This is a genomic window from Shewanella sp. FJAT-52076 (genome assembly GCF_019457455.1).
Taxonomy (GTDB): Bacteria; Pseudomonadota; Gammaproteobacteria; order Enterobacterales; family Shewanellaceae; genus Shewanella; species Shewanella zhangzhouensis.
Map to the genome: position 1 here is coordinate 2,569,831 of NZ_CP080415.1, position 22,778 is coordinate 2,592,608.

A 22,778-nucleotide genomic window follows, 5' to 3' on the forward strand; every position below is an offset into this window, starting at 1 on the left:
TACTCAACCGACGTTAGAAAAACCCAAAAAGGACAACCAATTTACCTCAGATCCCTTAGCACTTTCCAGCTTAAGGGCGCTGAATTCGCGTCTGTGACGGTGATTTTTTCTCATTTTGTCAAAACCCAGGCTATCGGTGCCACTTTGGCGGAATTGCCAGTCGTCATCCCGCAGGTCATATACGCTGCGACACAGACTCAGCAGCGCCTTTTCATCTGGCTCTGACTGCAGGCAAACCGAACTCAAACGAAACGGTGGCAGCAAGGTGTCCAGGCTCTTGTCGGCTCTTAAACCAAGCTCATGACACAGCGCCTGATACAGCATAAAGGTGCCTCTGGCCTTGCCTTCGAGGCTGTAACCGGCAATGTGCGGCGTGGCAATATCCACCAGTGGCACCAGCGCCAACATGGGGCTGGGTTCACCTTCCCACACATCGAGCACCAGCTTGATATCGGCTCGAGTTTGCTTCACCGCAATGAGAGCACGATTGTCTATCACCTCACCGCGGCAGCAATTGAGCAGCCAGGCATCGGGTTTAAGGGCTTCAAGGCGTTGTTGGTCAAACAAATACCAGGTGGGATAGTCGCCCACTTTAGTGATTGGCACATGCAGACTTACCACATCGGCCCAGGCAATGAGCTCATCGAGGTCGTAAAACTGGCGATTGTCGCCTTGCGCTGCCAACAGGGGGTCACACAGCCGATACTCCACGCCGTAGGCTTCCAGACAACGGGCGGCTGCAGTGCCTGTGTTCCCGGCACCGATGACTGCCACTTTTTTAGCTTTAAGTGGCTGTTGATAGCGCTGCGCCAGCTCCAGCATGGCAATAAACGCATATTCACCTACCGCAGTGGCATTGCACCCGGGGGCATTGGTAAAGGGTATCCCCCGGCTTTCCAAATAGGCTTTGTCAACATGGTCTGTCCCTATGGTGGCGCTGCCAACAAACTTAAGCTGTTGGTTTTGGCAAAGCAGTGCTTCATTAACCCGGGTCACAGAGCGCACCAAGAGCACATCGGCATCGGCCAATTGCTCTGGTGCCAGAGTGCGGCCGTTGACGTATTCAATCTCCCCAAGCTCCCCGAAGAGTACATCCACATAGGGCATATTCTCGTCCGCGATAATTTTCATCTCTGTCGACTTTCCTTCTTTGGCGATTGGGGCGGATTGTAACAGACAATAAAAAAGGGAAGCCTGGCTTCCCTTTTAAATTTGCGAAAACTGTGGTCGCAAAAGCGATTAACGCTGCCGCTTAGCGGTACTTGCGCATCACCAGCGTGGCATTGGTGCCACCGAAACCGAAGCTGTTGCTCATCACTGTGGTGAGTTCAGCGTCGCGGCACTGGGTCACGATTGGCATATCAGCAGCCTGAGGATCAACGTTTTCCACGTTGGCAGAAGCGGCGATAAACCCATTTTCCATCATCAGCAGGCTATAGATGGCTTCGTGAACACCGGCAGCGCCCAGGGCGTGACCGGTCAGCGACTTAGTTGAGGCGATAGGTGGAACCTTGTCTTTAAAGACTTCACGGATGGCTTCGAGCTCGCGCACGTCACCCACAGGAGTAGAAGTACCGTGGGTGTTGATGTAGTCGATTGGGGTGTCCACATCGGCCAGGGCCATCTGCATGCAGCGCATGGCGCCTTCACCGCTTGGGGCCACCATGTCGTAACCGTCTGAAGAGGCACCATAACCGATAACTTCGGCGTAGATCTTGGCGCCGCGGGCCAGCGCATGCTCCAGCTCTTCCACAATCACAATTCCGCCGCCACCGGAGATAACAAAACCGTCGCGGTCTGCATCATAGGTACGTGAGGCTTTTTCAGGGGTCTCATTGTACTTGGTAGACAGCGCGCCCATGGCGTCGAAGCCCATGGTCAGTGTCCAGTCCAGCTCTTCCGCGCCGCCGGCGAATACCATGTCCTGCTTACCCATTTGGATAAGTTCGGCAGCATGGCCGATACAGTGGGCAGAGGTGGCACAGGCAGAGCTGATTGAGTAGTTGAAGCCTTTGATCTTGAATGGGGTTGCCAAACAGGCTGAGGCAGTAGATGCCATGATGCGAGGCACAATGTAAGGACCTACGCGCTTCACACCTTTCTCACGCAGGGTGTCGGCGGCCTGTACCTGGTTCGAAGAAGAGGCACCGCCGGTACCCACAACCAGGCCCACGCGTGGATTGGAATACTGCTCTTCAGTCAGGTTGGCATCACTGATGGCTTCCTGCATGGCGAGGTAAGCATAGGCAGCTGCGTCGCCCATGAAACGCAGCGCTTTTCTGTCGATGTGCTCAGCGGGATCCAACTTGATATCGCCCCACACGTGGCTGCGAAGCTGCATCTCTTCAAACTGAGCGGAATGGGTAATACCGCTGCGTCCGGCCTTGAGTGATTCGGTCACTTCTTGTTTGTTGTTACCGATACTGGAAACGATGCCAATGCCGGTGATAACGACTCTTTTCATGTTTTACTATCCATTCCGTACTGGGAGTACCAATTTTAGTGCGCCAATAGTATCCCCTTTGGCGCTTTTAAGTGGTCAGCTTTCCATAAAGGGCGGTAAAATAATGCCAATTTCGCGACATCGAGTAAATTTTTTTAGCCCCATGCCCGAGTTTTTTGCCATCGATATGGCCTTGCCATCATCACTGCCCCTGCCTGAAGGCCCCTGTGTTGTGCTGTTTGAGGCGCTGCCTGAACCTCCGCTTTGGCAGTGGTTACTCGCTGCGGCGCAGGCTAATTCAGCTTATCTTGAGACAAATGCTGCCAATGTCAGCAACACCTCAATCACCAGCATACAGCATACGGGCAAAAAGCCATTACAGATCATCATGCTGCTAAAAGATGAAGCTGAGCTTGACGCCCTGGCTGAGAATGCCAGCCACCCGCTCTCGCCCTTTGCCATGGCCGCGAGCCACATTAAAGGCGGACAAAGGTTTCATCTTGATGACAATTGCTGGCTCGACTTTTACCTTTGTGAGCAAAACAAAGCTGCCACACTCGCTACCTTTGATAAAGCCAGTATCGATGTGCTTATTTGCGCCACCGGGCAATTTGAGCAGACAGCGCTTGAGCTTATACACCAGGGCAGCATACTGATTGGCGATACCAAGCCAGGCATGCCAGCAATGCTCTCCGTTAAGCCCCCTTTCAAACCAAAAGACATAAGCATTGTCGGCGCTGGTGTGGCAGGTGCAAGCCTTGCGCTGTCGCTGCTTCGCCGTGGCCATAAGGTTAAGCTTTGCTGTGCCGACAGCGCACCCGGCATGGGCGCCTCCGGTAATCGCCAGGGCGCCATTTATCCGCTGCTGACGCCGGAAGACGATCATTTGACCCGGCTGTTTGTGCCAGCCTTTTTGTATGCCAAACGCTTTGTCGAGTCTCTCGCCCATCATTCCCTGCCCTTTGATTTTTGTGGCGTACTGCAAACCGGCCATGATGAGCGCGCCGCCGAGCGCATTGAAAAACTTTTGGGAAAAACCTGGCCCAAAGAAGTGGCCGTGAGGGTAGATGCCGACAAGGCTAATCACATCGCCGGAGTCGCCATCGATAAGGGCGGCATCTATTACCCCCACGGCGGCTGGGTGTCGCCGGCCAAACTCTGTGAAGCTGCCATCGCAGAAGCCAAAGCCCTGGGGCTTGAGTGCCATTTCGATGTGACCATCACTGCGATTGAGCAAACCTGTGATGGCTGGCGCCTGTGCACTCCGGCAGGCGACATGGATACGAAGGAGCTGGTGCTGGCCACCGGCCACCGGATAACCGAACTTGCCCAAACCCAGGCGCTGCAACTGGCCCCCTTTCGTGGTCAGGTGAGCCATGTGCCCACCCAAGGCAAGCTTGGGCAGCTTAAAACCGTGCTCTGCGCCCATGGTTATTTCACGCCAGGCGATAGCGGCAGCCACTGCATGGGCGCAAGTTATGTGCGGGCTGATACCTCAGTCGAGTATCGCGAGCAGGAGCAGCAGGAAAATCTACACAAGATGCAGGAAAGCTATCCCGGCAAAGATTGGGTGAAAGATTTGGATATCAGCGGCCAAAGCGCCCGCGCAGGTATTCGCATGGTAAGCCGCGATCATCTGCCGATGGCGGGCGCCGCGCCCGATGTGGCAGCCATTCAGGCCCAATATGAGGCAGTTGGCCATGGCCCCAAAGGGGCCCAGTACTGGCAAAGCCATGCTGCGCCTGTGCATCCCAGGCTTTATATCTTTTCGGGTCTCGGCTCGCGGGGATTATCCAGCGGCCCGCTGATTGCGGAGTGCCTGGCAGACAGCCTCTCTGGCACTGTGCCTGTGCTGGAGCCGGGCGTAATGGATGCGTTAAACCCCAACCGGATGTGGCTCAGGAAGCTTAAAAAAGGCAAGGCGCTGGACTGACAACAGCACTGGACTGACAACAGCTTAGTTACAAAAAGCAAAAAGGCAGGGTTAACCTGCCTTTTTCGTATTTGATGCCAAGCGACTTGGTGTTCGATACCCGTAGGCTCTGTCTTCCATGCCTGGCGGTTCTGTCTTCAATGCCTGGCGGCTTTAACAGTTAAAACTGGCCGCGCAGCTGAGCCCAGGCGGCTTCCACCAGCGCATAGTCGGCGTCAGACAGCTCACCACGGGCGGTCTCAAGGCACTTTTCCATCTTGCCGTCCAAAAGCGCATTATCGATGTCGCCGTCGGTTTCAAGCTCGGCCAAAGCCACGGCAAAGTGGCCCTGCAAGTAGCCGCTGGCGAACAGGGCGTCATCATCGCCGCTCGCTACTATGCCCTCAATCCAGTTATCCAGGGCGGTGTCGTATTTCTCAAACATCTGTTACTCCGTCGGATTTGCGACCTGATACATCACATAGTCGCGGTAGCCTGTCACTACCCGATAATAACCAGTCAAGGCCTGGTCCAGCTCTGGGTCGCCACTATCCACGATAAGCGGTCGCCCTTCAAGGGCTTTAAGCTTGGTTTTGGTGGCAACAATCAAAATATTTTCTTTGCCTACCCGCCGAATAAGCGCCGGTGACAACTGCTGATTACCGCGGCCAAGGATATGCCCCTGGCCACCAATGAGGGTAATAACGAGCTTAAGTGGCTGATTTTCGGTTTGCTCAAGCAACTGCTGAGCGGTCAGATCCGAGGCGATAAGCGTGCGGTCCTGAACCAGATCCACCCCAAGCAGGGTGTTATCGAGCCCTAGCTCTTCCATCACGGCCGCCACTGTACTGCCGGAGCCCATGATATAGAGGCTATCGTCCATCTCAGAGACAATTTCCGCGGCAATATCGGCAAGCACCAGCTCATCGACTTCCTTGCCGCCCATCTTCACAGCCTGAACATAACGGGGCTCGGCCGGTACCAGCATTTCGCCAAAGCGGCGTGCCCTTACCCTGCCCTGACGAAAGGCCTCTTCGTCGATATCCATCACATCGGCGCTCATCAGCGACACCAGTTCGCCCTGCATCAACATCTTGAGCACCAGCCCAGACGCCTTGGGGGTAATACCATAGACACCCGAATGGATTTTTACTCCGGCCGGCACCCCCAGCACTACCTGCTGCTCATCAACTTCGGCAAACACGTCGCGGGCGGTGCCATCACCACCGGCAAAGAGCAACAAATCCAGGGTCTCACTGGCCAAGGCCTTCACCGCCTCACGGGTATCATTTGCCGTGGTTAGCTCGCCTTTGGATTGATAGTGCACCTGCACCTCGAAGCCGAGTTCACGGCACAGGTCTTCCCCCATGCTGCCTGCGGCAGTATGAATGATAAACCGCGCTTTATAGGGCAGCACCTGCTCCAGCGCCGTGCGCATCCGCAGATGAGCCCGGGGCTGGGCGCCCCGCGCCAGCGCTTCTTCGGCCACGCCGTCACTGCCTTTAAGGGCAACGCTGCCGCCAAGCCCCGCCAGCGGGTTAATAATAAGGCCCAATCTGAACTTACTGGCCATGGTTTTCCTCTTGCTTAGGGTACGTCTTATTCTGTTGTAACTGTGACTTGTGTTTAATGGGCAGCCGCTTCGACTCTACGCCCGGGCAGCGGTAACACCAACAGCGCCGCCACAAAGGCAAAAGCTGCCGCCAGTACCCAGCAAAGGCTTGGGTTGTAGCTGTAGACCAGGCCACAGGCCCAGGTCCCCAGCGCCCCGCCAACACCAAAACTGAGACTGGCATAGAGCGCCTGCCCTGTGCTGCGCCGGCTCACATCAAACTGCTGGTGAATAAACTGGATTGAGGCGGCATGCACCAAGCCGAAGGTAAAGGCATGCAACAGCTGACTCAGGGACAACCAGAAGAGACTCTCAACGCCCCAGGCCATCATTAACCATCTAAATGCAGTCAATAGAATACTGATAAACAGCAGCGGCTTGATGCCGTATTTACCAAGCAGCCTCGGTGCGAGCATAAACATGACGATCTCGGCAATCACCCCAAGGGCGACAAAGAGGCCTGCGGTGGCCTCACTGTAACCGGCGTCTTTCAAATACAGCACGAAAAAGCCGTAAAAAGGCCCGGCGCTCATTTGCAGTAAAATGGCCGACAATAAAAACCAGCCGATGGGCCCGGCCAGTTTGATTTTGACCTTGGGCGTATCGCGGCTTACCTTCACCCGATTGGCGGGCAACGGCAAACAGGCCGCCAGCATACCGGCAAAGAGGCCCATGCCTATGTATGGCAACACTTCGGGGCCCCAGTGACCGATAGCAAACCCGGCGGCCACCACCAGCACTATGTAACCCAGACTGCCAAAGCTTCTGATGACGCCATAGCGCTGGGGCTTATCGCCGAGTGTCTCAAGAGTGATCACCTCCAGCTGCGCCAAAATCGCATTCCAGAAAAAGGTGTACACCGTGAGGCTGACCACCATGTACCAGAAGGCGCCCGGATGGAAAAAGCTTAAATAGGTAAGCGCACCGGCACCGGCGCCAATTTTAATCAGCTCGCTGCGCATCCCGGTTTTGTCGGCGACTATGGCCCACAGATTAGGTGCAATGATGCGGGTGGCCATAAGAATGGCAAGCAGAGAGCCGATTTCAGTGGCGTTAAAGCCGCGGGATTCGAAGAATACGCCAAGGTAAGGCACCATGACGCCGAGAATGGCAAAGAAGAAGAAATAACAGGCGCCGAGCCAGCGTAACTGAACCTCGGCGCTCATGGGTGCTGTTTTGAACACGATTTTCCTTAAGAGCGCATCCCCAGCACAGGCGTTTCGCTGTGCACGTGCTGGTTTTGCGCCCGGTGTCTGAGCAGATGATCCATCAATACAATCGCCAACATGGCCTCTGCAATAGGCACGGCGCGAATGCCAACGCAGGGGTCGTGACGGCCCTTGGTAACCACTTCCGCGGTGTTGCCCTGCACCGTCATGCTCTCGCCGGGGATGCTGATACTGGAGGTTGGCTTAAGCGCCATATGGGCCACAATCGGCTGGCCTGAGGAAATGCCGCCGAGCACACCACCGGCATGGTTGCTGGCAAAACCTTCCGGTGACATCAAGTCACGGTGTTCGGAACCCTTTTGGGTCACCACCGCAAAACCATCGCCAATTTCCACGCCTTTCACGGCATTGATGCCCATCAGCGCATGGGCAATATCGGCATCGAGGCGGTCAAATACAGGCTCACCCAGGCCCACAGGCACATTGGTGGCAATCACGCTGACCTTGGCGCCGATGGAGTCGCCGGACTTTTTCAGCTCGCGCATGTATTCATCCAGCGCCTCAAGCTTGTTGGCATCGGGGAAGAAAAAGGCGTTTTGCTCAATCTGCCCGCGGTCGATGTGCTCAGCCTCAATGGGGCCAAGTTGCGACAGGAAGCCGTAAATCTCGATGCCGTGAACGGCCTTGAGGTACTTTTTCGCCACCGCACCGGCCGCAACCCGCATGGCGGTTTCACGGGCAGAGGAGCGGCCGCCACCGCGGTAGTCGCGAAGGCCGTACTTTTGCTGATAGGTGTAATCGGCGTGACCGGGGCGGAACAGGTCTTTGATATTGCTGTAGTCCTGGCTGCGCTGATCGGTGTTTTCAATCATCAGACCGATGGAGGTTCCTGTGGTCTTGCCTTCAAAAACACCCGACAGGATACGCACTTCGTCGGGCTCGCGCCGCGCCGTGGTGTAGCGGGAAGTGCCCGGACGGCGACGGTCGAGATCATGCTGCATGTCGGCTTCGGTAAGCTCGAGGCCCGGAGGGCAACCATCGATAATGCAACCGAGCGCCACCCCATGGCTCTCGCCAAAGGTAGTAACCACAAAATTCTGACCTATGCTGTTCCCCGACATCCGCGCCCGTATCCTCTTGTCTGTTTAATGCTTAACCTCAGTGGCTTGCCCCGGCGCTACCGGGGCTGACCCATTATTCCCTATCTTTATAGATGGCGAACAGTGATTCATTTTCAACTAGCTGGTCGCGGGTGAGTACAAACACCCCGTCGCCACCTCGCTCGAAGCTTACCCAGGTAAAAGGCACTTCAGGGAATTGCTCCATCAGATGCACCATGGAGTTACCCACTTCCACTACCAGAATGCCCGATGGCGTCAGGTAGTCGGCGGCGTTGGCCAGAATACGCTTGGTGATGTCCAGGCCATCGCGACCGGAGGCCAAACCTATGGCTGGTTCGTGGTGGTACTCGTCCGGCATATCGCCGATGTCTTCTTCATCCACATAGGGCGGGTTGGACACAATCAGATCGTACTGGGGACCTTTTTGGATAGCAGAGAACAAATCAGACTGCATTGGGAACACCCGTTCTACCAGACCATGGGATTCCACGTTAATCTGGGCCACATCCAATGCATCTTCGCTGATATCCAGCGCGTCCACTTCGGCTTCCTCAAAGGTGTGGGCACAGGCGATGGCAATGCAACCACTGCCGGTGCACAAATCCAGAACCCGGTTCACCGGTTTGTTGTAGAGCCAAGGGCCGAAACGGTCTTCTATCATTTCGGCGATGGGCGAACGTGGCACCAGTACCCGCTCGTCCACATAAAACTCAAGACCGGCAAACCAGGCGCGGTTGGTCAGATAAGGCACTGGCAGGCGCTCACGTACCCGGCGGATAATCAGCTCAACGATTTTGTGTTTTTCGCTGCTGGTGAGATTGGCGTTAATGACTTCACGGCCCAAATCGTCAGGCAGGTGCAAGGCATGAAACACCAGAGCGACAGCCTCATCCCAGGCATTGTCGGTACCATGACCGTAATACACCTTGGCATCGTTAAAACGGCTCACGGCCCAACGCAGCATATCGCCAATGGTGCGAAGCTCGGTAACGGCTTCATCAACAAATATCTTATCCAAAACAAGCTCCCGCTCTAAGGTTTGCGGGCATTGTAACTGAACTCTGTTCTCTTGGCACAGGATTCAATAAAATAGCGCCATGACTAAGATTATCTCCCACGAAGGCCTGGAAGATTTTCAGGCGCTGGTCGATGGCATTCGCCCTCTGACACAGGATAAACAACACTTTGGTACGCCGCTGAAAACCAAGGCCGAGCTCACTGAGCAGGCGCCACAGCTCGCGGCCAACCATTATTTCTCCGATACCTTTCAGCCGCTGTTGCCGGTAGATGGTCCCATGCGTTGGCGCGCCGACCACGCGGATAATCTGGTGCTTAAACGCCTGCGCCGGGGTGACTATGTGCCCGATCTGATTCTGGATGTGCATGGTATGCGTCAGACCGAAGCCAAGCTGGAATTGGCTGCCCTGATTGAAGCGGCGATTCGCGAGCAGTGCCAGTGTGTCAGTGTGATGCATGGCTATGGCACTGGGGTGCTGAAACAGCAGATACCCCTTTGGCTTGCACAGCATCCCAAGGTGCTGGGATTTCATCAGGCGCCCAAAGAATGGGGTGGCGATGCAGCGCTGCTGGTGTTGATTGACCTGGGCGACCAGCCCCACAGGCGCTAACCGACCCATGTTGCTGGATTAAGGTACAAACGCAACTCAGGTACTGATGACTAACCCAAAATAAAAAGCAGCCAAATGGGCTGCTTTTTATCTCTGAAACTCTTGCTTTTAGGCTCTGGTGCGCACTGTTCAGCTGATGGTGTGGGGGTTGTGCATCCACACCTGATGGCATTGCTCGGCGTGCTTATCCAACAAGCAAACGCCTGAAGTCGCAAACAGTGGCGGCTCGATGCCGGCTACCAGCTCGCTCACCAGATACCCCAGCAATGGCATGTGCGAAATCACCAGTACCTTATCCGCCTTGTATTGCTCGGCATAAGCAAGGATAAGACTCGCTGCCGCAGCCGGATCGGCTGAAGGTACCAACTCATCGGCCGTGACCCACTTGCGGGGTTCAGGGAAATGGGTTGCTACTTCCTGCCAGGTCTGCTGTGCCCGCAAATAAGGACTGACCAGTACCAAATCAAAATCGGTAACGAGACGATTCAAAAAGTTACTCATGAGCCGGGTATGATAACGCCCGGTATCGGTAAGGGTACGGTCTCTGTCGGATTGGGCTTGATAACCGGCCTCGCCGTGCCTCATCAAAAATAGCTGCATACTTCTTTTGCCGCCTCAACTGTTATTTCGCGCCAATTGTAGCCCGAATTGATACTGTGACAAACTGAAAAAGCGTTAATCTTTAGTCGACAGTCCCACGGATTGTTTGCCAAAAACCTGTCTGCCTATCAATATATAACGAACCCTTGCCGACGGAGACTTGCCTTGCCAGTCAACCAGTTCCCTCTCACCAGTCCCAACGATCACCGTCAATACCAGTATCTGGTTCTCGACAACGCGCTGAGGGTACTGCTGGTTTCGGATCCACAGGCAAGTCAGGCAGCGGCCTCCATGGCCGTGAATGTCGGCCATTTTGACGACCCGGCTCAGCGCCTGGGTATGGCGCATTTTTTGGAGCACATGCTTTTTTTAGGCACCGAAAAATACCCGGACCCGGCCGAATATCATGCCTTTATCAATCAGCATGGCGGCAGTAACAATGCCTGGACGGGCACTGAGCACACCAATTTCTTCTTTACCATCAATGCTGACGTTTTTGATGAGTCGCTGGACAGGTTCAGCCAGTTTTTTATTGCCCCGGCCTTTAACCGTGAGTTGGTTGACCGCGAGCGGCAAGCTATTGAATCTGAATACAGTCTTAAGCTTAAAGATGACGTGCGCCGCATGTATCAGGTGCATAAGGAAACGGTAAATCCGGCCCATCCCTTTTCCAAGTTTTCGGTCGGAAATCTTGATACCCTTGGCGGGGATCAGGATGAACTGCGCGAAGAACTGCTGCAGTTTTACCAGACCCATTACAGTGCCAACCTGATGACCTTGTGCCTGGTTTCACCCGAGCCACTCACCGCACTGGATTCTATGGCACGACAGTACTTTGGGGCTATCAAAAATACCGGACTTAAGAAGCGTTACCCCGAGGTGCCGCTGTATTCAGACAACGAACTGGGCACCTGGGTGCAGGCCATTCCGCTCAAGGAGCAAAAACGCCTTACCCTCACCTTCCCCTTGCCTGGCATAGATAAATTTTACCGTCATAAACCCCTGACCTTTTTAAGCCATCTTCTGGGGAACGAAAGTGAGGGCAGCCTGCAGGCTCTGCTCAAAGAAAAAGGCTGGGTGAATCAACTCTCTGCCGGTGGCGGTGTGAATGGTTACAACTTCAAGGATTACAACATCAGCTTCCAGCTGACCGACAGGGGCCTGGGCAAACTGGACGATATCATTCGCCTGACCTTTGAATACCTGGAGATGATTAAATCCCAGGGACTTGAAGAATGGCGTTATCGCGAACGGGCAAGCCTGCTTAAACTTGCCTTTCGTTATCAGGAACAAATCAAGGCCATTGATTTGGCGAGCCATTTGTCAATCAACATGCATCATTATGGCGTGGAAGATCTGATTTTCGGTGACTATCGCATGGACGGACTGGACATCGCAGAGTGCGAGTCGCTGCTGTCACAGATGTCACTGGATAACCTGCGCGTCCAGTTGGTCTGCCAGGAAGTTGATACCAACCGGCAGGCGAACTGGTATCACACGCCGTATGCGTCCAGACCGCTTGAGGAGCAAGAGCTTAGCCGCTGGCGCCCCAAGGGGGATACCAATGGACTTAGGCTTCCTGAACCAAACCCTTTTATCGTTGAAGATGCACAGGCACGGCCAGATAAAAGTCTCTCACCGGTTCCCACCGTGGTCGCTGAAGCAACAGGTTACAGACTGTGGCACAAAAAGGACGACGAATTTAATGTCCCCAAGGGACACCTGTTTTTATCGCTCGACTCAGAGCAGGCCAGTCAGGACCCGCGCAACGCCGCCCTGACCCGCCTGTATGTGGAAATGCTGCTGGACTACCTCACCGAGTACACCTATCCCGCAGAAGTCGCTGGCCTTAATTACAACATCTACCCCCATCAGGGTGGATTAACCTTGCATTTGAGCGGTTTCACAGGCAACCAGGAAACCTTACTCGCGCTGCTTATCAGTAAAGCCAGAGAACGCAACTTCACGCAGGAGCGCTTCAATGTCATCAAACGGCAGCTCCTTCGCAGTTGGTACAATGCAGCCCAGGCAAAGCCCATTTCTCAGCTCTTTACCAGCTTAACGGTTACCTTGCAGCGGCGCTCCTATGAGCCACTGCGCATGGCCGAAATGCTGGAAGAATGCACGCTGGAAGATTTGCATGAGCACGTTAGGGCGTTTTACGAAAAAATCTACCTCGAAGGCTTGGTGTATGGTGACTGGCTCACTCAGGAAGCCAAGGCACTGGGGCACCGCCTGAGCCACATTCTGTCGCTGGTCTCCACACCGAGTGGCGAGTCTGCCAGGGAGCTGGTCAACCTAACCGGCAAAGGCACCATGCTGCGCGAGCTCACTATTAGCCATCAGGACAGCGCCATCATTGTTTACTACCAGTCTCCGAGTGCGACCCCAGAAAAAATGGCACTGTTTGCGCTGATGAATCACACAATGTCGTCCACTTTCTTCCATGAGCTCAGAACAGAGCAACAACTTGGCTATATGGTCGGCACCGGCTATTTGCCACTTAACCGGCATCCGGGAATGATTTTTTACATCCAATCACCGTCGGCGGGGCCATTGCAACTTCTTGAAGCCATTGACGAGTTCATTGCCGACTTCAGCTACGCGGTCATGCAAATCACCAAAGAGCAGTGGGAATCCACCAAGACGGGCCTCATTAACCAGGTGATGGAACATGACGCCAATTTAAAGACCCGGGGACAACGCTATTGGGCAAGCATAGGTAACAAGGACTACGGGTTTAATCAACGGGAATTGGTGGTGGCCGAAATCGAAAAACTGACACGTGCAGACCTGATTAAATTCATGATGCAGCGCATGCGCACCAAGCACTGCGACCGCTTGGTACTCTTCAGTACCGGGGAGCAGCACAGGCACCTACAGGCGTTGAGTTCAGACAAGATGATCACAGACCTGCGGACCTTTAAACTGCATTCGGACAAATTCCATTTGTGAAAGGCCTCTGGCATACCAGTGGGGTTAACTCCTGATTGAGCCATCCATACACCTTAAAAAGAGCATCAGGAAACAGCTATTCGCGACCAATCGTAAGGCAATGTCAATAAACCAGATGTTGCAACGCACCAACTGTTAACTGTGGTCCGAGGCAAAACTCAGCACTCTATACATCACCCAAAACCAGCACACACTAATGCAGCGCTCACCGAACGTGTGCTTTTTGTGCATCTGATTGCCTTGAAAAGAAAAATTATTCTCAAGTGTTTTGACAAATCAGCACATTTCTGAAAAAGTGAGATAACACTTAAGTGCAATCTTTGTACGCATACAAAATCAACAACAACATATGCCGATCTTCAACCTTAAGAGTCTCATTTTATCTATCCTAATGAGCTTTCTCGTCTTAGCTCATACGGCCGTCGCTGATCCTTCGGAAGACGCAAAATTTCTTTTGGACCTGAAGTATGTGGGTGTAGATGAGGGATTGAGTCAAAGTACCGTTACATCAGTAGCTGAAGACCCTGACGGCTACATTTGGATCGGCACACTCAACGGCCTCAATCGATTCGATGGGATCGAATTTAAACAATACTTTCACCATTTCAGCAACGGACTAAGCAGCTCGTTTATTCAATCTCTTAATGTGAGTAATGGAACACTATTTGTTGGGACTAATACAGGACTTCACAAATACAATCGCAACACCGACAGCTTCGAAATGATTGCAATTTTGCAGGAGCCGATTTGGTCAATAAGCAGCAATAATGAAGAATTAATAATTGGTTTAAACAATGGCATAGCTATTTATAACTCAGTTAGTAACTCTATAGTATACAGCTATAGAAGTGATAATTTAAAAGGAATTAAACAGGCCTTAAAAATAGATAACAAATTAATCATTAGAGACTATGCTGGCGAAGTATATTCATTATCCGAAGATAAAATAGAGATATCGGATAATTCAGTAACCGAACTTGCAATGCTGGAAAACAAAGAAATAAAACTAAAAAATAAAACCATATTTATAGACAGATTAAATAGCCAAATAAATTCTGATGCATACTCAACATATAACAATGATTTATATTACATCACAAATGGTTCAATCAAAGTAATTAGAAACATTTTCAAGATAACAGAACAGGAAAATCTAGGATATAGCCCCGAATTAGAAGCATTAGACAAAGCAAAAATCTACCCAACAAAAAACTATTTCATTATATCAAACGAAGCAAACGGCTTTTATATAATCAGCAAAAATAAAAACTATACAAAAAAATTACTAAGATTCAACTCTGCGATTTGGAATATTTCTAGTTTCAAAGAAAAAATTATCGTTGCAGATGACTCTGCCACATTGAGTTTTTTAGATAGCAACTTAAACGTTATTGATATATTAGATATTGGTATCATCGGGCCTAAAACTGTTATACCAAGTCCGCAAGGGTTATATGTCGGAACCGGGAATGGCTTATATTCATCTAACGGTTCTCAAAAGGTTGAAAAAGTCGATGATAGGCAATTTACGTCAGGTGTTGCTGTCGACCAAACATTATACCTCACCACTGCCCAAAATAGTATTATTGCTCTTGATACGACAACAAACAAACAAATTGGTGAGCTCCTGATAAGAGAGGAGGAACAACTTCTTGACATTGAAGAGTATAATGATTTCATATTTGTTGCACACCAAGGTGGTATTTCAAAAATATCTGAAGATTTTAAAGAGCAAACTTTAATATTTTCCGGTGAAATCACGTACTCCATAAAGGTTATCAACGGAAAATTATACTTCTCAACCAGCAATGGAATTTACTACTTAACTGAGGACTTTAACGCTGTTAGAGTTTTCAAATCAACCGATCCTATATATTCAATCGACGGCGATAGCAGTACAATAGTAGCGACATCAATAGGTCGTTATTATCGATTAGAGAAGGATGCTATTTACTCATTTTCCAGCGATTTTGGAAGCCAAAACGAATACAACACTCAGAGTGCGCTACTCATTAAAGAGCACTTTGTAGCTGGAGGTATGAACGGCATTAGTATAATTCCAAAACATACCAATGATAAATTACGTGAGACAACAAAAACAAAGCTAACTGATCTTTCAATTTTCAATACTACAGTTAACCCTGGAAGTGAGCAACTACCCAAAGTCTTGGAACGTGTAGACTTACTTTCTTTAAAGTATTCTGATTATCCATTCACGATTAAGTTTAAGTCGCCTGCAAGCGGGCTTAAAAACATTAACTACTTTTACAGATTGAGCGGTCTGTCTGAAAACTGGCTATCTTCAGAAGGAAGCAATCAGGCAACCTATACCAACTTATCCCCGGGGAAATACACTTTCGAAGTCTATGCAGTCAATCCTGTGACGAGTATTCCCGGTGACAAAGTATCACTAAAAATTTCTGTCATTCCACCTTGGTGGATGTCGCTCGAAGCCAAAATAGCCTATGCCTTAATTGTTCTGTTAATCACATCCGGCATTATAAAAGCTGCATTGCGTCGCCGTGAAGTCCAGCGGCAAATTGCTATCAGTGAAGAACGTCTCAAACTGTCCCTGTGGGGCAGTGGCGATGAAATGTGGGACTGGGACATAGAAACCGGAAAAATTTATCGCTCCAACATCTGGGGTTCTCTTGAGTTCCCTAAGGATGGCCATCGTTCAGGCAAAGATGACGAAGAAAGTAATATTCATCCACAGGATCAGGAGCGGGTGCGCGAGGCTCTGAATCGCCACTTTTACGGTGAAACCGATCACTTTGAAGCGGCATACCGTGTCAAAGGTAAGGATGGTCATTGGGTCTGGATTTTGGACAGGGCCAAAATTGTTGAGCGAGACGACAGTGAAAACGCCCTGCGTATGACAGGGACAATCAAAAACATCAATAATTTCAAACAGGCTGAAGAACAGTTGCGGCTTTTCGAACGTGCCATCGAAAATATCTCTGAAGGCATGTTTATTCTCGACAATGAATTCAGGTTCGTCGAAGTCAACGAGGCGTGCTGCGACATCTGTCTGATGGATAAAGACAGTTTTATTGGCACCCAACTTCAGTTCAGTTGCTACCCTGATGCCTATTCCGAGCAGGTACGGATTATTCTTCGCCAACAGGGGCGTTGGAGCGCTGAGGTGGAATCCCGCCGCGGAGACAACACCACATTTTTAATGGAACTCACCGTTGATGCCATCTACGATGAACAGGGCACACTGAGCCACTTCGTTGGAGTATTCTCCGATATTTCCAGACGTAAACAGCAGGAAGAAGAGCTAAGAAAGCTGACCAACAACGATTTGCTGACCGGTCTGCCAAACCGTTCCAACCTTCAGGTATCGTTGAACAACCTGGTGAAAAAAGATACTCACCATACCCTGATGGTACTCGACTTAGATAACTTCAAAAAAATCAATGACTCACTGGGGCACCAAGTTGGTGACGAGTTGTTGCAGCTTGTTTCCAAACGCATGTCAGCCGCACTGCCGGGCCACACCAGCCTCTATCGTCTGGGCGGCGATGAGTTTGCAGTACTGCTCGACAAAGACCCGGATATCGGCAGTGCCGCTGCAATAGCCAAGGGATTGGTGGATGCCTTTATCGCACCGTTTGAACTTGCCGGGGAGAAACTGGTAGTGGGCGTCAGTATCGGTATCGTGCTCTATCCGGAAGATGAGCAGAACGAGCAGGCGCTGCTCAGAAAAGCCGATATCGCCATGTACCACGCCAAATCAGCCGGTGGTAACAGATACCAGTTTTATTCCGAATCACTCAATCGAAACGCACTGCGTCAGCTGGAAGTCGAAAATCTTATCCGTGACGGTCTCAGGGACGATCTCTTCGAAGTTTATTACCAACCTAAAGTCGATTTAAGAAACTCCCGTATGGCCGGTATGGAAGCCTTGGTGCGACTGAATCATCCTACTCAGGGTTTAATACCGCCGTCAGAGTTTATTCCGCTGGCAGAAGAGACTGGGCTCATCGTTGAAATTGGCGACCTGGTGATGCGTAAAGCCTGTTTTGCTGCCCAACGTTGGCGTGAGCAGGGCCTGTTTGATGGGCGTGTTGCCGTCAATTTGTCGTCACGCCAGTTTGCATTAACTGATTTGCAACAACGCATTGAGTCAATTTTACGTCTGACCAAACTACCTGCGGCCAATCTCGAATTGGAAATTACCGAAGGCACCGTGATTAAGCAGCCTGAAAAGGCAATCAAGGTGATGCAGCAACTGGCCAAGATGGGGGTTAGCCTGGCACTGGATGATTTCGGCACCGGTTATTCATCGTTGTCCTATCTTAAGCGCTTCCCAATCCATACGCTGAAAATCGATAAGGCGTTTGTGGATGACATAGATAAATCCGACAGGGATCTTAAGATGGTAGACTCCATCATAACCATAGCCCATAACATGGGACTGACAGTGGTAGGTGAAGGCGTAGAGGTGCCCTCGCAGCTGAATATTCTAAGAGCACTGAAATGTGAGGAAGTTCAAGGGTATATCTACAGTAAAGCAGTCCCGGAAGCCGAATTTACCACGCTGCTGAAGCAGGATATGGGTGAATTCCTGAACCAAAAATACAATCAGCGATAGATTTTCCATCACTTTGCCAACATTGGCACAACACCTGCAATAAGTCTCTCAGTGTCAATAATCAATCACTGAACTGAGAGACGATAAAAATGATCAAAGGAATTCTGACTACTGTTGCCCTGATATCTGCAGCTTTTGGTGGTTCAACTGTTACTACCGAAAACCAAGTTTCAGGTTCACCTTACATCCGTTACAACGAGACTCAGGTCGCGGGCTCACCTTACATCCGCTACAACGAGACTCAGGTCGCGGGCTCACCTTACATCCGCTACAACGAGACTCAGGTCGCGGGCTCACCTTACATCCGCTACAACGAGACTCAGGTCGCGGGCTCACCTTACATCCGTTACAACGAGACTCAGGTCGCTGGCTCACCTTACATCCGTTACAACGAGACTCAAGTCGCTGGCTCACCTTACATCCGTTACAACGAGACTCAGGTCGCTGGCTCACCTTACATCCGTTACAACGAGACTCAGGTCGCTGGCTCACCTTACATCCGTTACAACGAGACACAGGTCGCTGGCTCACCTTACATCCGTTACACCCAAACTGCCTAAGCAGCGGACACTTCAAGGGAGATTAGGTTATGTTTGATTCAATCAAGAAAGCACTGGGTCTGGCCAAGCAAGAACGCAAAAAAGTGAAACTGCCAAAGGGCATCACTGAGCTTCAGGTAGTTAATGCCAAAGGTTGGTGGAATTGAGTTTCCCCGCGCCCAACACAAAGGGAGCCAGAAGGCTCCCTTTGTCGTTTTAATATCAGGTGAATCGGTTCAGCAGCGGAAATAATGCCCCGACAATAGCCCTGCCCTGCGTGCATTCAAGCGCTTGTGGGTCGTAAAAAGCGGATATCCTACAGGCCCCATAAGGGCGCCAACAAACGCCCAGCGCTTTACCGGCATCCCCTGGGAAAACGCCAAGACTCCCAGATACCAGGCGGAACCCAAACTCATCAGCAGGACCAACAGCATCAACATAGACTACCTCTGTAACGTTACGGCGCATCCTGCCAAGTTCAATTCTTGACATCCAATTCAGTATCGCGGCCGACGAGTCTACCCCAAAGACCCATCAAAATCGAACATTTTTCAGGCAAAAGTTTGCCTTGCGGCAACAAAAAAGCGGCATTAACTTGCCGCTTTTTTAATCAAGGCTGGAGCAGTTAATAGAACGCTTTACCCTCAGCCGCCATGGTTTTGAGCAGTGCTGCTGGCGCAAACCTGTCACCATACCTGCTCTGATAACCTTCGAGCAGGCTCACCATCTTCGCGGCGCCCAGGGTATCCATATATCGGAAAGGGCCCCCCAGGAACGGCGGGAAGCCAATACCAAAGATAGCGCCAATATCTCCATCACGTGGGGAGGCAATGATGCCCTCCTCCAGGCAGCGCACGGCTTCATTCAGCATTTGCACTACACAGCGCTCAGCGATTTCACCGGCTTCTTTCCCGGTTGCCGGAGTTAAGCCAAGCAGACTGTAAACACTTTCGTCGACTTTTTTACCATTCTTGGCGGCTTTACCGTAGAGATAGAAGCCTTTGCCGTTTTTACGCCCTTTGCGATCGTCGGCCATAAGCTTGTCAAACGCAGCCGGGGCTTTGAATCGCTCACCCAGCTCCTTTTCAAGAATGGGCGAAATTTTGGCGCCTACATCAATGCCGACCTCATCAAGCAGTGTCATAGGGCCGACCGGGAAGCCAAACTTCACCAGCGCCTTATCCAGATGGTCCACCGCCTGACCTTCCAGCAGCAGCTGCGCTGCCTCATTCATATAGAGCGCCAGAATGCGATTCACATAAAAACCGGCGCAGTCTTTAACCACAATCGGGGTTTTACCTTGCTTACGGGCAAAGGCCACCGTGGTCGCGATGGTCTCAGGCGAGGTTTTCTCGTGGGCAATCACTTCCACCAGCGGCATTTTTTCCACCGGCGAAAAGTAATGCAGGCCAATCACATTTTCAGGACGGCTGGCCGCCTCGGCGATTTGGGTGATTGGCAACGACGAGGTGTTGGAGGCAAAAATGGTGTGCTCACCACACTCTTTCTCAATATCGCGCACCATCTGATGCTTGAGATTCAGATCTTCAAATACCGCCTCAATCACGATATCGGCATCTTTCACACCACGGTATTCGGTGGTGGTGGTCATCAGTGACATCAATTTGTCACGTTCTGCCGGTGTCATATGACGGCGCTTCACGCCTTTATCCAGCAGCTTGTAGGCATAGCCAAGGGCATTGGACAGGCCCTTCTCGCTGATGTCCTTCACCCGCACCGGCACTTTGGCCTTGGTCGTAGTAACAGAGGCTATACCGCCCCCCATCAGGCCGCCGCCCAGCACTACGGCTTTGGCCACCTTGCGCGGCTTAACATCACCGGCACCGGTTTCTTTTTTCATTTCGGTTGTGGCAAAGAAAATAGAGCGCAAAGCTGCCGACTCGGGAGTGGCGACCAGGGCGCCAAAGTGCGCCGCTTCCACTTCCAGGCCTTTCTCCATTCCCTTGGCCATACCTTCGCGCACGCAATCGATGATTTTCAGTGGCGAAGGATAATTGCCCTGGGTCTTTTTCAGTACCTGCTTGGTGGCCTGATCGAACATGATGTTACGACCAACAGGCGTGCCTTCCAGCAGTTTGGTCACCAGCGGTTGCTTCAGTGGCTTGCGGGGCTTTTTACCGGCAAGCGCCATCTCAATGGCGGTATCGAGCAGAATCGACTGAGGCACCACATCGTCCACCAGTCCCATCTTGATGGCCTGTTTGGCGCGTACCTGCTTACCGGTAAGCATCAAATCGAGCGCTTTGGCAACCCCTATCAGGCGTGGCAAACGCTGGGTTCCACCGCCACCGGGTAACAGGCCCAACTGCACCTCTGGCACGCCAAGCATGGTTTTGCTGCTATCGCTGCACACCCGCTGATGGCACGCCAAAGCCAATTCCAAACCACCGCCAAGGCAGGCACCATGAATGGCGGCCACCACGGGAATATTCAGACCTTCCAGCTCGGCAAACACATGATGGCCCTGACGGGACAGCAGTCTTGCGTCTTCTGCGGTTTCACAGGCATCCAACATGGAAATATCGGCACCGGCCACGAAGGAGTCGGCTTTGCCGGAAATCAAAACCAGACCCTTGATGCTGCTATCCGCTTTGATCTCCTGCAATATCGCGGTGATCTCGGGAGCAAACTGCGCCTTCAGGGTGTTCATGGTTTCACCCGGCACATCCATGGTCAGCAGCGCAATTCCGTCATCACGGCGGCTGAGGCTAAATGTCTTTTCCATTTTCTGTTACTCCACTTCCAGGATCATTGCCGCACCCAAACCACCGGCCGCACAGGCGGTAGTCAAACCCACACCGCCACCGCGGCGCTTGAGCTCGTTACACATCTGGGTAATCAAACGGGCGCCGGTTGCCGCAAAGGGATGGCCATAGGCCAGGGAGCCACCCAGCACGTTGAATTTGCTCATGTCGATTTCACCGATAGCGCGGTTTTGGCCAAGCTTTTCTTCGGCAAACTTTTTGGACCCAAACATCTTCATATTGGCGAGCGCCTGAGCCGCAAAGGCCTCGTGCATTTCAATCAGCGTCAGGTCTTCCAGCTGCATACCGGCACGCTTGAGCGCCATGGGAGTGGCGTAGGATGGCCCCATCAACATGTCTTCCCACACATCGATGGCGGCGAAGGCGTAACTCTTGATGTAACCGATTGGGGTATAGCCCAACGCCTTGGCACGGCCTTCACTCATGAGCAAAAGCGCCGAGGCGCCATCGGTCAAAGGGGTGCTGTTGGCGGCGGTCACACTGCCGTGCTTGCGGTCAAACACCGGACGCAGCTTGGCGTAAGAGGCCAAATCCGAGCTTTCGCGGATGTTGTTGTCTTTTTCAATGAACTGGTTGTACGGCGGCACGTGAGCCACCATTACTTCGTTTTTCATCACGCCGGAGGCCCAGGTCTGGGCAGCCAGGGTATGAGAGCGGTGGGCCATGGCATCCTGATCGGCACGGCTGATACCGTGAGTCTTGGCCATCTGCTCAGCGGTCTGGCCCATAGAGAGGCCAGTGGAGTATTCGGCCACCGCTGGCGGCACCGGCAGCAGGTCTTTGATGCCGAGACGGCGGAAAATAGCCAGTTTCTGGCCAAATGTTCTGGCCTTGGTCAGGTCAACCAGGGCGTGTGCCAGCTTTTTGGACACCCCGATAGGCAGAACAGAAGAAGAGTCAGCGCCACCGGCAATACCAATTTCGATATTGCCGGTCATGATGCTTTCAGCAATGTTGACTGTGGATTGGAAACTGGTAGCACAAGCCCGGGTAACACTGTAGGCATCGGTGGACACATTCATACCGGTGCCCAGCACGATTTCGCGGGCAATGTTTGGCGCGGCCGGCATTTGCACTACCTGGCCGTAGACCAGCTGCTCCACCAGCTTGGGGTCAAGCTCGCTGCGGCTTAGGAGTTCGTTCACCACCATCTTGCCCATGTCCAGGGCCGAAACCCCGTGGAATGCAGTCGCCTGCTTGGCAAATGGGGTTCTCAGGCCCGAGACGATGGCAATACGCTCGCCTCTGGCATTGGTTACCTGCTGTCTGTCACTCATTTGTCACCCTCTTTATTCTCCGCATCCGGCCGCTGTCCGGTTGCTGCTGTTTCCTTGCTGACCTGACGACTCAACAGGTCTGACCATTAAAAGTGTGACCCGATTCTAACTTCTTGTCATCGGGTTTTAAACACTT

15 protein-coding genes are annotated in these 22,778 nt (G+C 52.1%); 5 read left to right on the forward strand and 10 right to left on the reverse strand.

The features are described 5' to 3' along the window. Nucleotides 1-3: 3 nt before the first annotated feature. Nucleotides 4-1,131, reverse strand: coding sequence for a 4-phosphoerythronate dehydrogenase (locus K0H79_RS11155; RefSeq protein ID WP_220075848.1), 1,128 nt, complete (start codon nt 1,129-1,131; stop codon nt 4-6). A gap of 121 nt (nt 1,132-1,252) precedes the next feature. Then, nucleotides 1,253-2,464, reverse strand: a complete 1,212-nt coding sequence (gene fabB, locus K0H79_RS11160) for a beta-ketoacyl-ACP synthase I (RefSeq protein WP_220075849.1) — start codon at nt 2,462-2,464, stop codon at nt 1,253-1,255. Nucleotides 2,465-2,606: 142 nt separating this feature from the next. On the opposite strand from fabB, the gene mnmC reads away from it, so the two are divergent. Then, the gene (mnmC, locus tag K0H79_RS11165; protein WP_220075850.1) at nt 2,607-4,376 is read left to right on the forward strand and encodes an FAD-dependent 5-carboxymethylaminomethyl-2-thiouridine(34) oxidoreductase MnmC; all 1,770 of its coding nucleotides are present in this window, start codon (nt 2,607-2,609) and stop codon (nt 4,374-4,376) included. 160 nt (nt 4,377-4,536) lie between these two features. Here mnmC and K0H79_RS11170 read toward each other — a convergent pair whose 3' ends face one another. The 5 genes from K0H79_RS11170 to prmB form a co-directional block, all read right to left on the reverse strand. Next, nucleotides 4,537-4,800 (reverse strand): YfcL family protein, encoded by a 264-nt coding sequence (locus K0H79_RS11170; RefSeq protein WP_220075851.1) that lies wholly within the window; start codon nt 4,798-4,800, stop codon nt 4,537-4,539. Nucleotides 4,801-4,803: 3 nt separating this feature from the next. Then, nucleotides 4,804-5,928 carry an ATP-NAD kinase family protein gene (locus tag K0H79_RS11175; protein WP_220075852.1) on the reverse strand — a complete coding sequence of 375 codons (1,125 nt, stop codon included), beginning with the start codon at nt 5,926-5,928 and terminating at the stop codon, nt 4,804-4,806. A gap of 53 nt (nt 5,929-5,981) precedes the next feature. Further along, a complete protein-coding gene (locus tag K0H79_RS11180) occupies nt 5,982-7,133 on the reverse strand; it encodes an MFS transporter (RefSeq protein WP_220067892.1) in 1,152 nt (383 codons plus the stop codon). Nucleotides 7,134-7,159: 26 nt separating this feature from the next. Continuing rightward, nucleotides 7,160-8,257 carry a chorismate synthase gene (aroC, locus tag K0H79_RS11185; protein ID WP_220075853.1) on the reverse strand — a complete coding sequence of 366 codons (1,098 nt, stop codon included), beginning with the start codon at nt 8,255-8,257 and terminating at the stop codon, nt 7,160-7,162. A 73-nt stretch (nt 8,258-8,330) separates the two neighbouring features. Beyond that, nucleotides 8,331-9,275 carry a 50S ribosomal protein L3 N(5)-glutamine methyltransferase gene (prmB, locus tag K0H79_RS11190; RefSeq protein WP_220064894.1) on the reverse strand — a complete coding sequence of 315 codons (945 nt, stop codon included), beginning with the start codon at nt 9,273-9,275 and terminating at the stop codon, nt 8,331-8,333. A gap of 79 nt (nt 9,276-9,354) precedes the next feature. Here prmB and smrB point away from each other — a divergent pair, with 79 nt between their 5' ends. After that, nucleotides 9,355-9,885, forward strand: coding sequence for an endonuclease SmrB (smrB, locus tag K0H79_RS11195; protein WP_220064895.1), 531 nt, complete (start codon nt 9,355-9,357; stop codon nt 9,883-9,885). A 129-nt stretch (nt 9,886-10,014) separates the two neighbouring features. On the opposite strand, the gene sixA is transcribed toward smrB, so the two are convergent. Further along, nucleotides 10,015-10,485: a phosphohistidine phosphatase SixA gene (gene sixA / locus K0H79_RS11200; protein WP_220075855.1), complete on the reverse strand. Its 471-nt coding sequence runs from the start codon at nt 10,483-10,485 to the stop codon at nt 10,015-10,017. Between the two features lie 165 nt (nt 10,486-10,650). Between sixA and K0H79_RS11205 the strand changes: the two genes are divergently transcribed. The 3 genes from K0H79_RS11205 (at nt 10,651) to K0H79_RS11215 (ending at nt 18,600) form a co-directional block, all read left to right on the forward strand. After that, entirely contained in the window at nt 10,651-13,440 is a 2,790-nt protein-coding gene (locus K0H79_RS11205; RefSeq protein WP_220075856.1) for an insulinase family protein, read from the forward strand. A 391-nt stretch (nt 13,441-13,831) separates the two neighbouring features. Continuing rightward, complete coding sequence (locus K0H79_RS11210; protein ID WP_258405375.1) at nt 13,832-18,040, forward strand: EAL domain-containing protein; 4,209 nt, start codon at nt 13,832-13,834, stop codon at nt 18,038-18,040. An 89-nt stretch (nt 18,041-18,129) separates the two neighbouring features. Continuing rightward, complete coding sequence (locus K0H79_RS11215) at nt 18,130-18,600, forward strand: hypothetical protein (protein WP_220075858.1); 471 nt, start codon at nt 18,130-18,132, stop codon at nt 18,598-18,600. 604 nt (nt 18,601-19,204) lie between these two features. Here the strand turns inward: K0H79_RS11215 and fadJ are convergent. Then, on the reverse strand, nt 19,205-21,325 hold the full coding sequence (gene fadJ, locus K0H79_RS11220; RefSeq protein ID WP_220075859.1) for a fatty acid oxidation complex subunit alpha FadJ: 2,121 nt from the start codon (nt 21,323-21,325) through the stop codon (nt 19,205-19,207). A gap of 6 nt (nt 21,326-21,331) precedes the next feature. Next, on the reverse strand, nt 21,332-22,642 hold the full coding sequence (fadI, locus tag K0H79_RS11225; RefSeq protein WP_220064901.1) for an acetyl-CoA C-acyltransferase FadI: 1,311 nt from the start codon (nt 22,640-22,642) through the stop codon (nt 21,332-21,334). Nucleotides 22,643-22,778 lie beyond the last annotated feature (136 nt).

Coding starts and splice junctions, on each gene's coding strand:
- K0H79_RS11180 (WP_220067892.1), bottom strand. CDS start 7,133: ATGAGCGCCGAGGTTCAGTTACGCTGGCTCGGCGCCTGTTATTTCTTC.
- mnmC (WP_220075850.1), top strand. CDS start 2,607: ATGCCCGAGTTTTTTGCCATCGATATGGCCTTGCCATCATCACTGCCC.
- aroC (WP_220075853.1), bottom strand. CDS start 8,257: ATGTCGGGGAACAGCATAGGTCAGAATTTTGTGGTTACTACCTTTGGC.
- K0H79_RS11210 (WP_258405375.1), top strand. CDS start 13,832: ATGAGCTTTCTCGTCTTAGCTCATACGGCCGTCGCTGATCCTTCGGAA.
- fabB (WP_220075849.1), bottom strand. CDS start 2,464: ATGAAAAGAGTCGTTATCACCGGCATTGGCATCGTTTCCAGTATCGGT.
- smrB (WP_220064895.1), top strand. CDS start 9,355: ATGACTAAGATTATCTCCCACGAAGGCCTGGAAGATTTTCAGGCGCTG.
- K0H79_RS11215 (WP_220075858.1), top strand. CDS start 18,130: ATGATCAAAGGAATTCTGACTACTGTTGCCCTGATATCTGCAGCTTTT.
- fadJ (WP_220075859.1), bottom strand. CDS start 21,325: ATGGAAAAGACATTTAGCCTCAGCCGCCGTGATGACGGAATTGCGCTG.
- K0H79_RS11170 (WP_220075851.1), bottom strand. CDS start 4,800: ATGTTTGAGAAATACGACACCGCCCTGGATAACTGGATTGAGGGCATA.
- K0H79_RS11175 (WP_220075852.1), bottom strand. CDS start 5,928: ATGGCCAGTAAGTTCAGATTGGGCCTTATTATTAACCCGCTGGCGGGG.
- fadI (WP_220064901.1), bottom strand. CDS start 22,642: ATGAGTGACAGACAGCAGGTAACCAATGCCAGAGGCGAGCGTATTGCC.
- sixA (WP_220075855.1), bottom strand. CDS start 10,485: ATGCAGCTATTTTTGATGAGGCACGGCGAGGCCGGTTATCAAGCCCAA.
- K0H79_RS11155 (WP_220075848.1), bottom strand. CDS start 1,131: ATGAAAATTATCGCGGACGAGAATATGCCCTATGTGGATGTACTCTTC.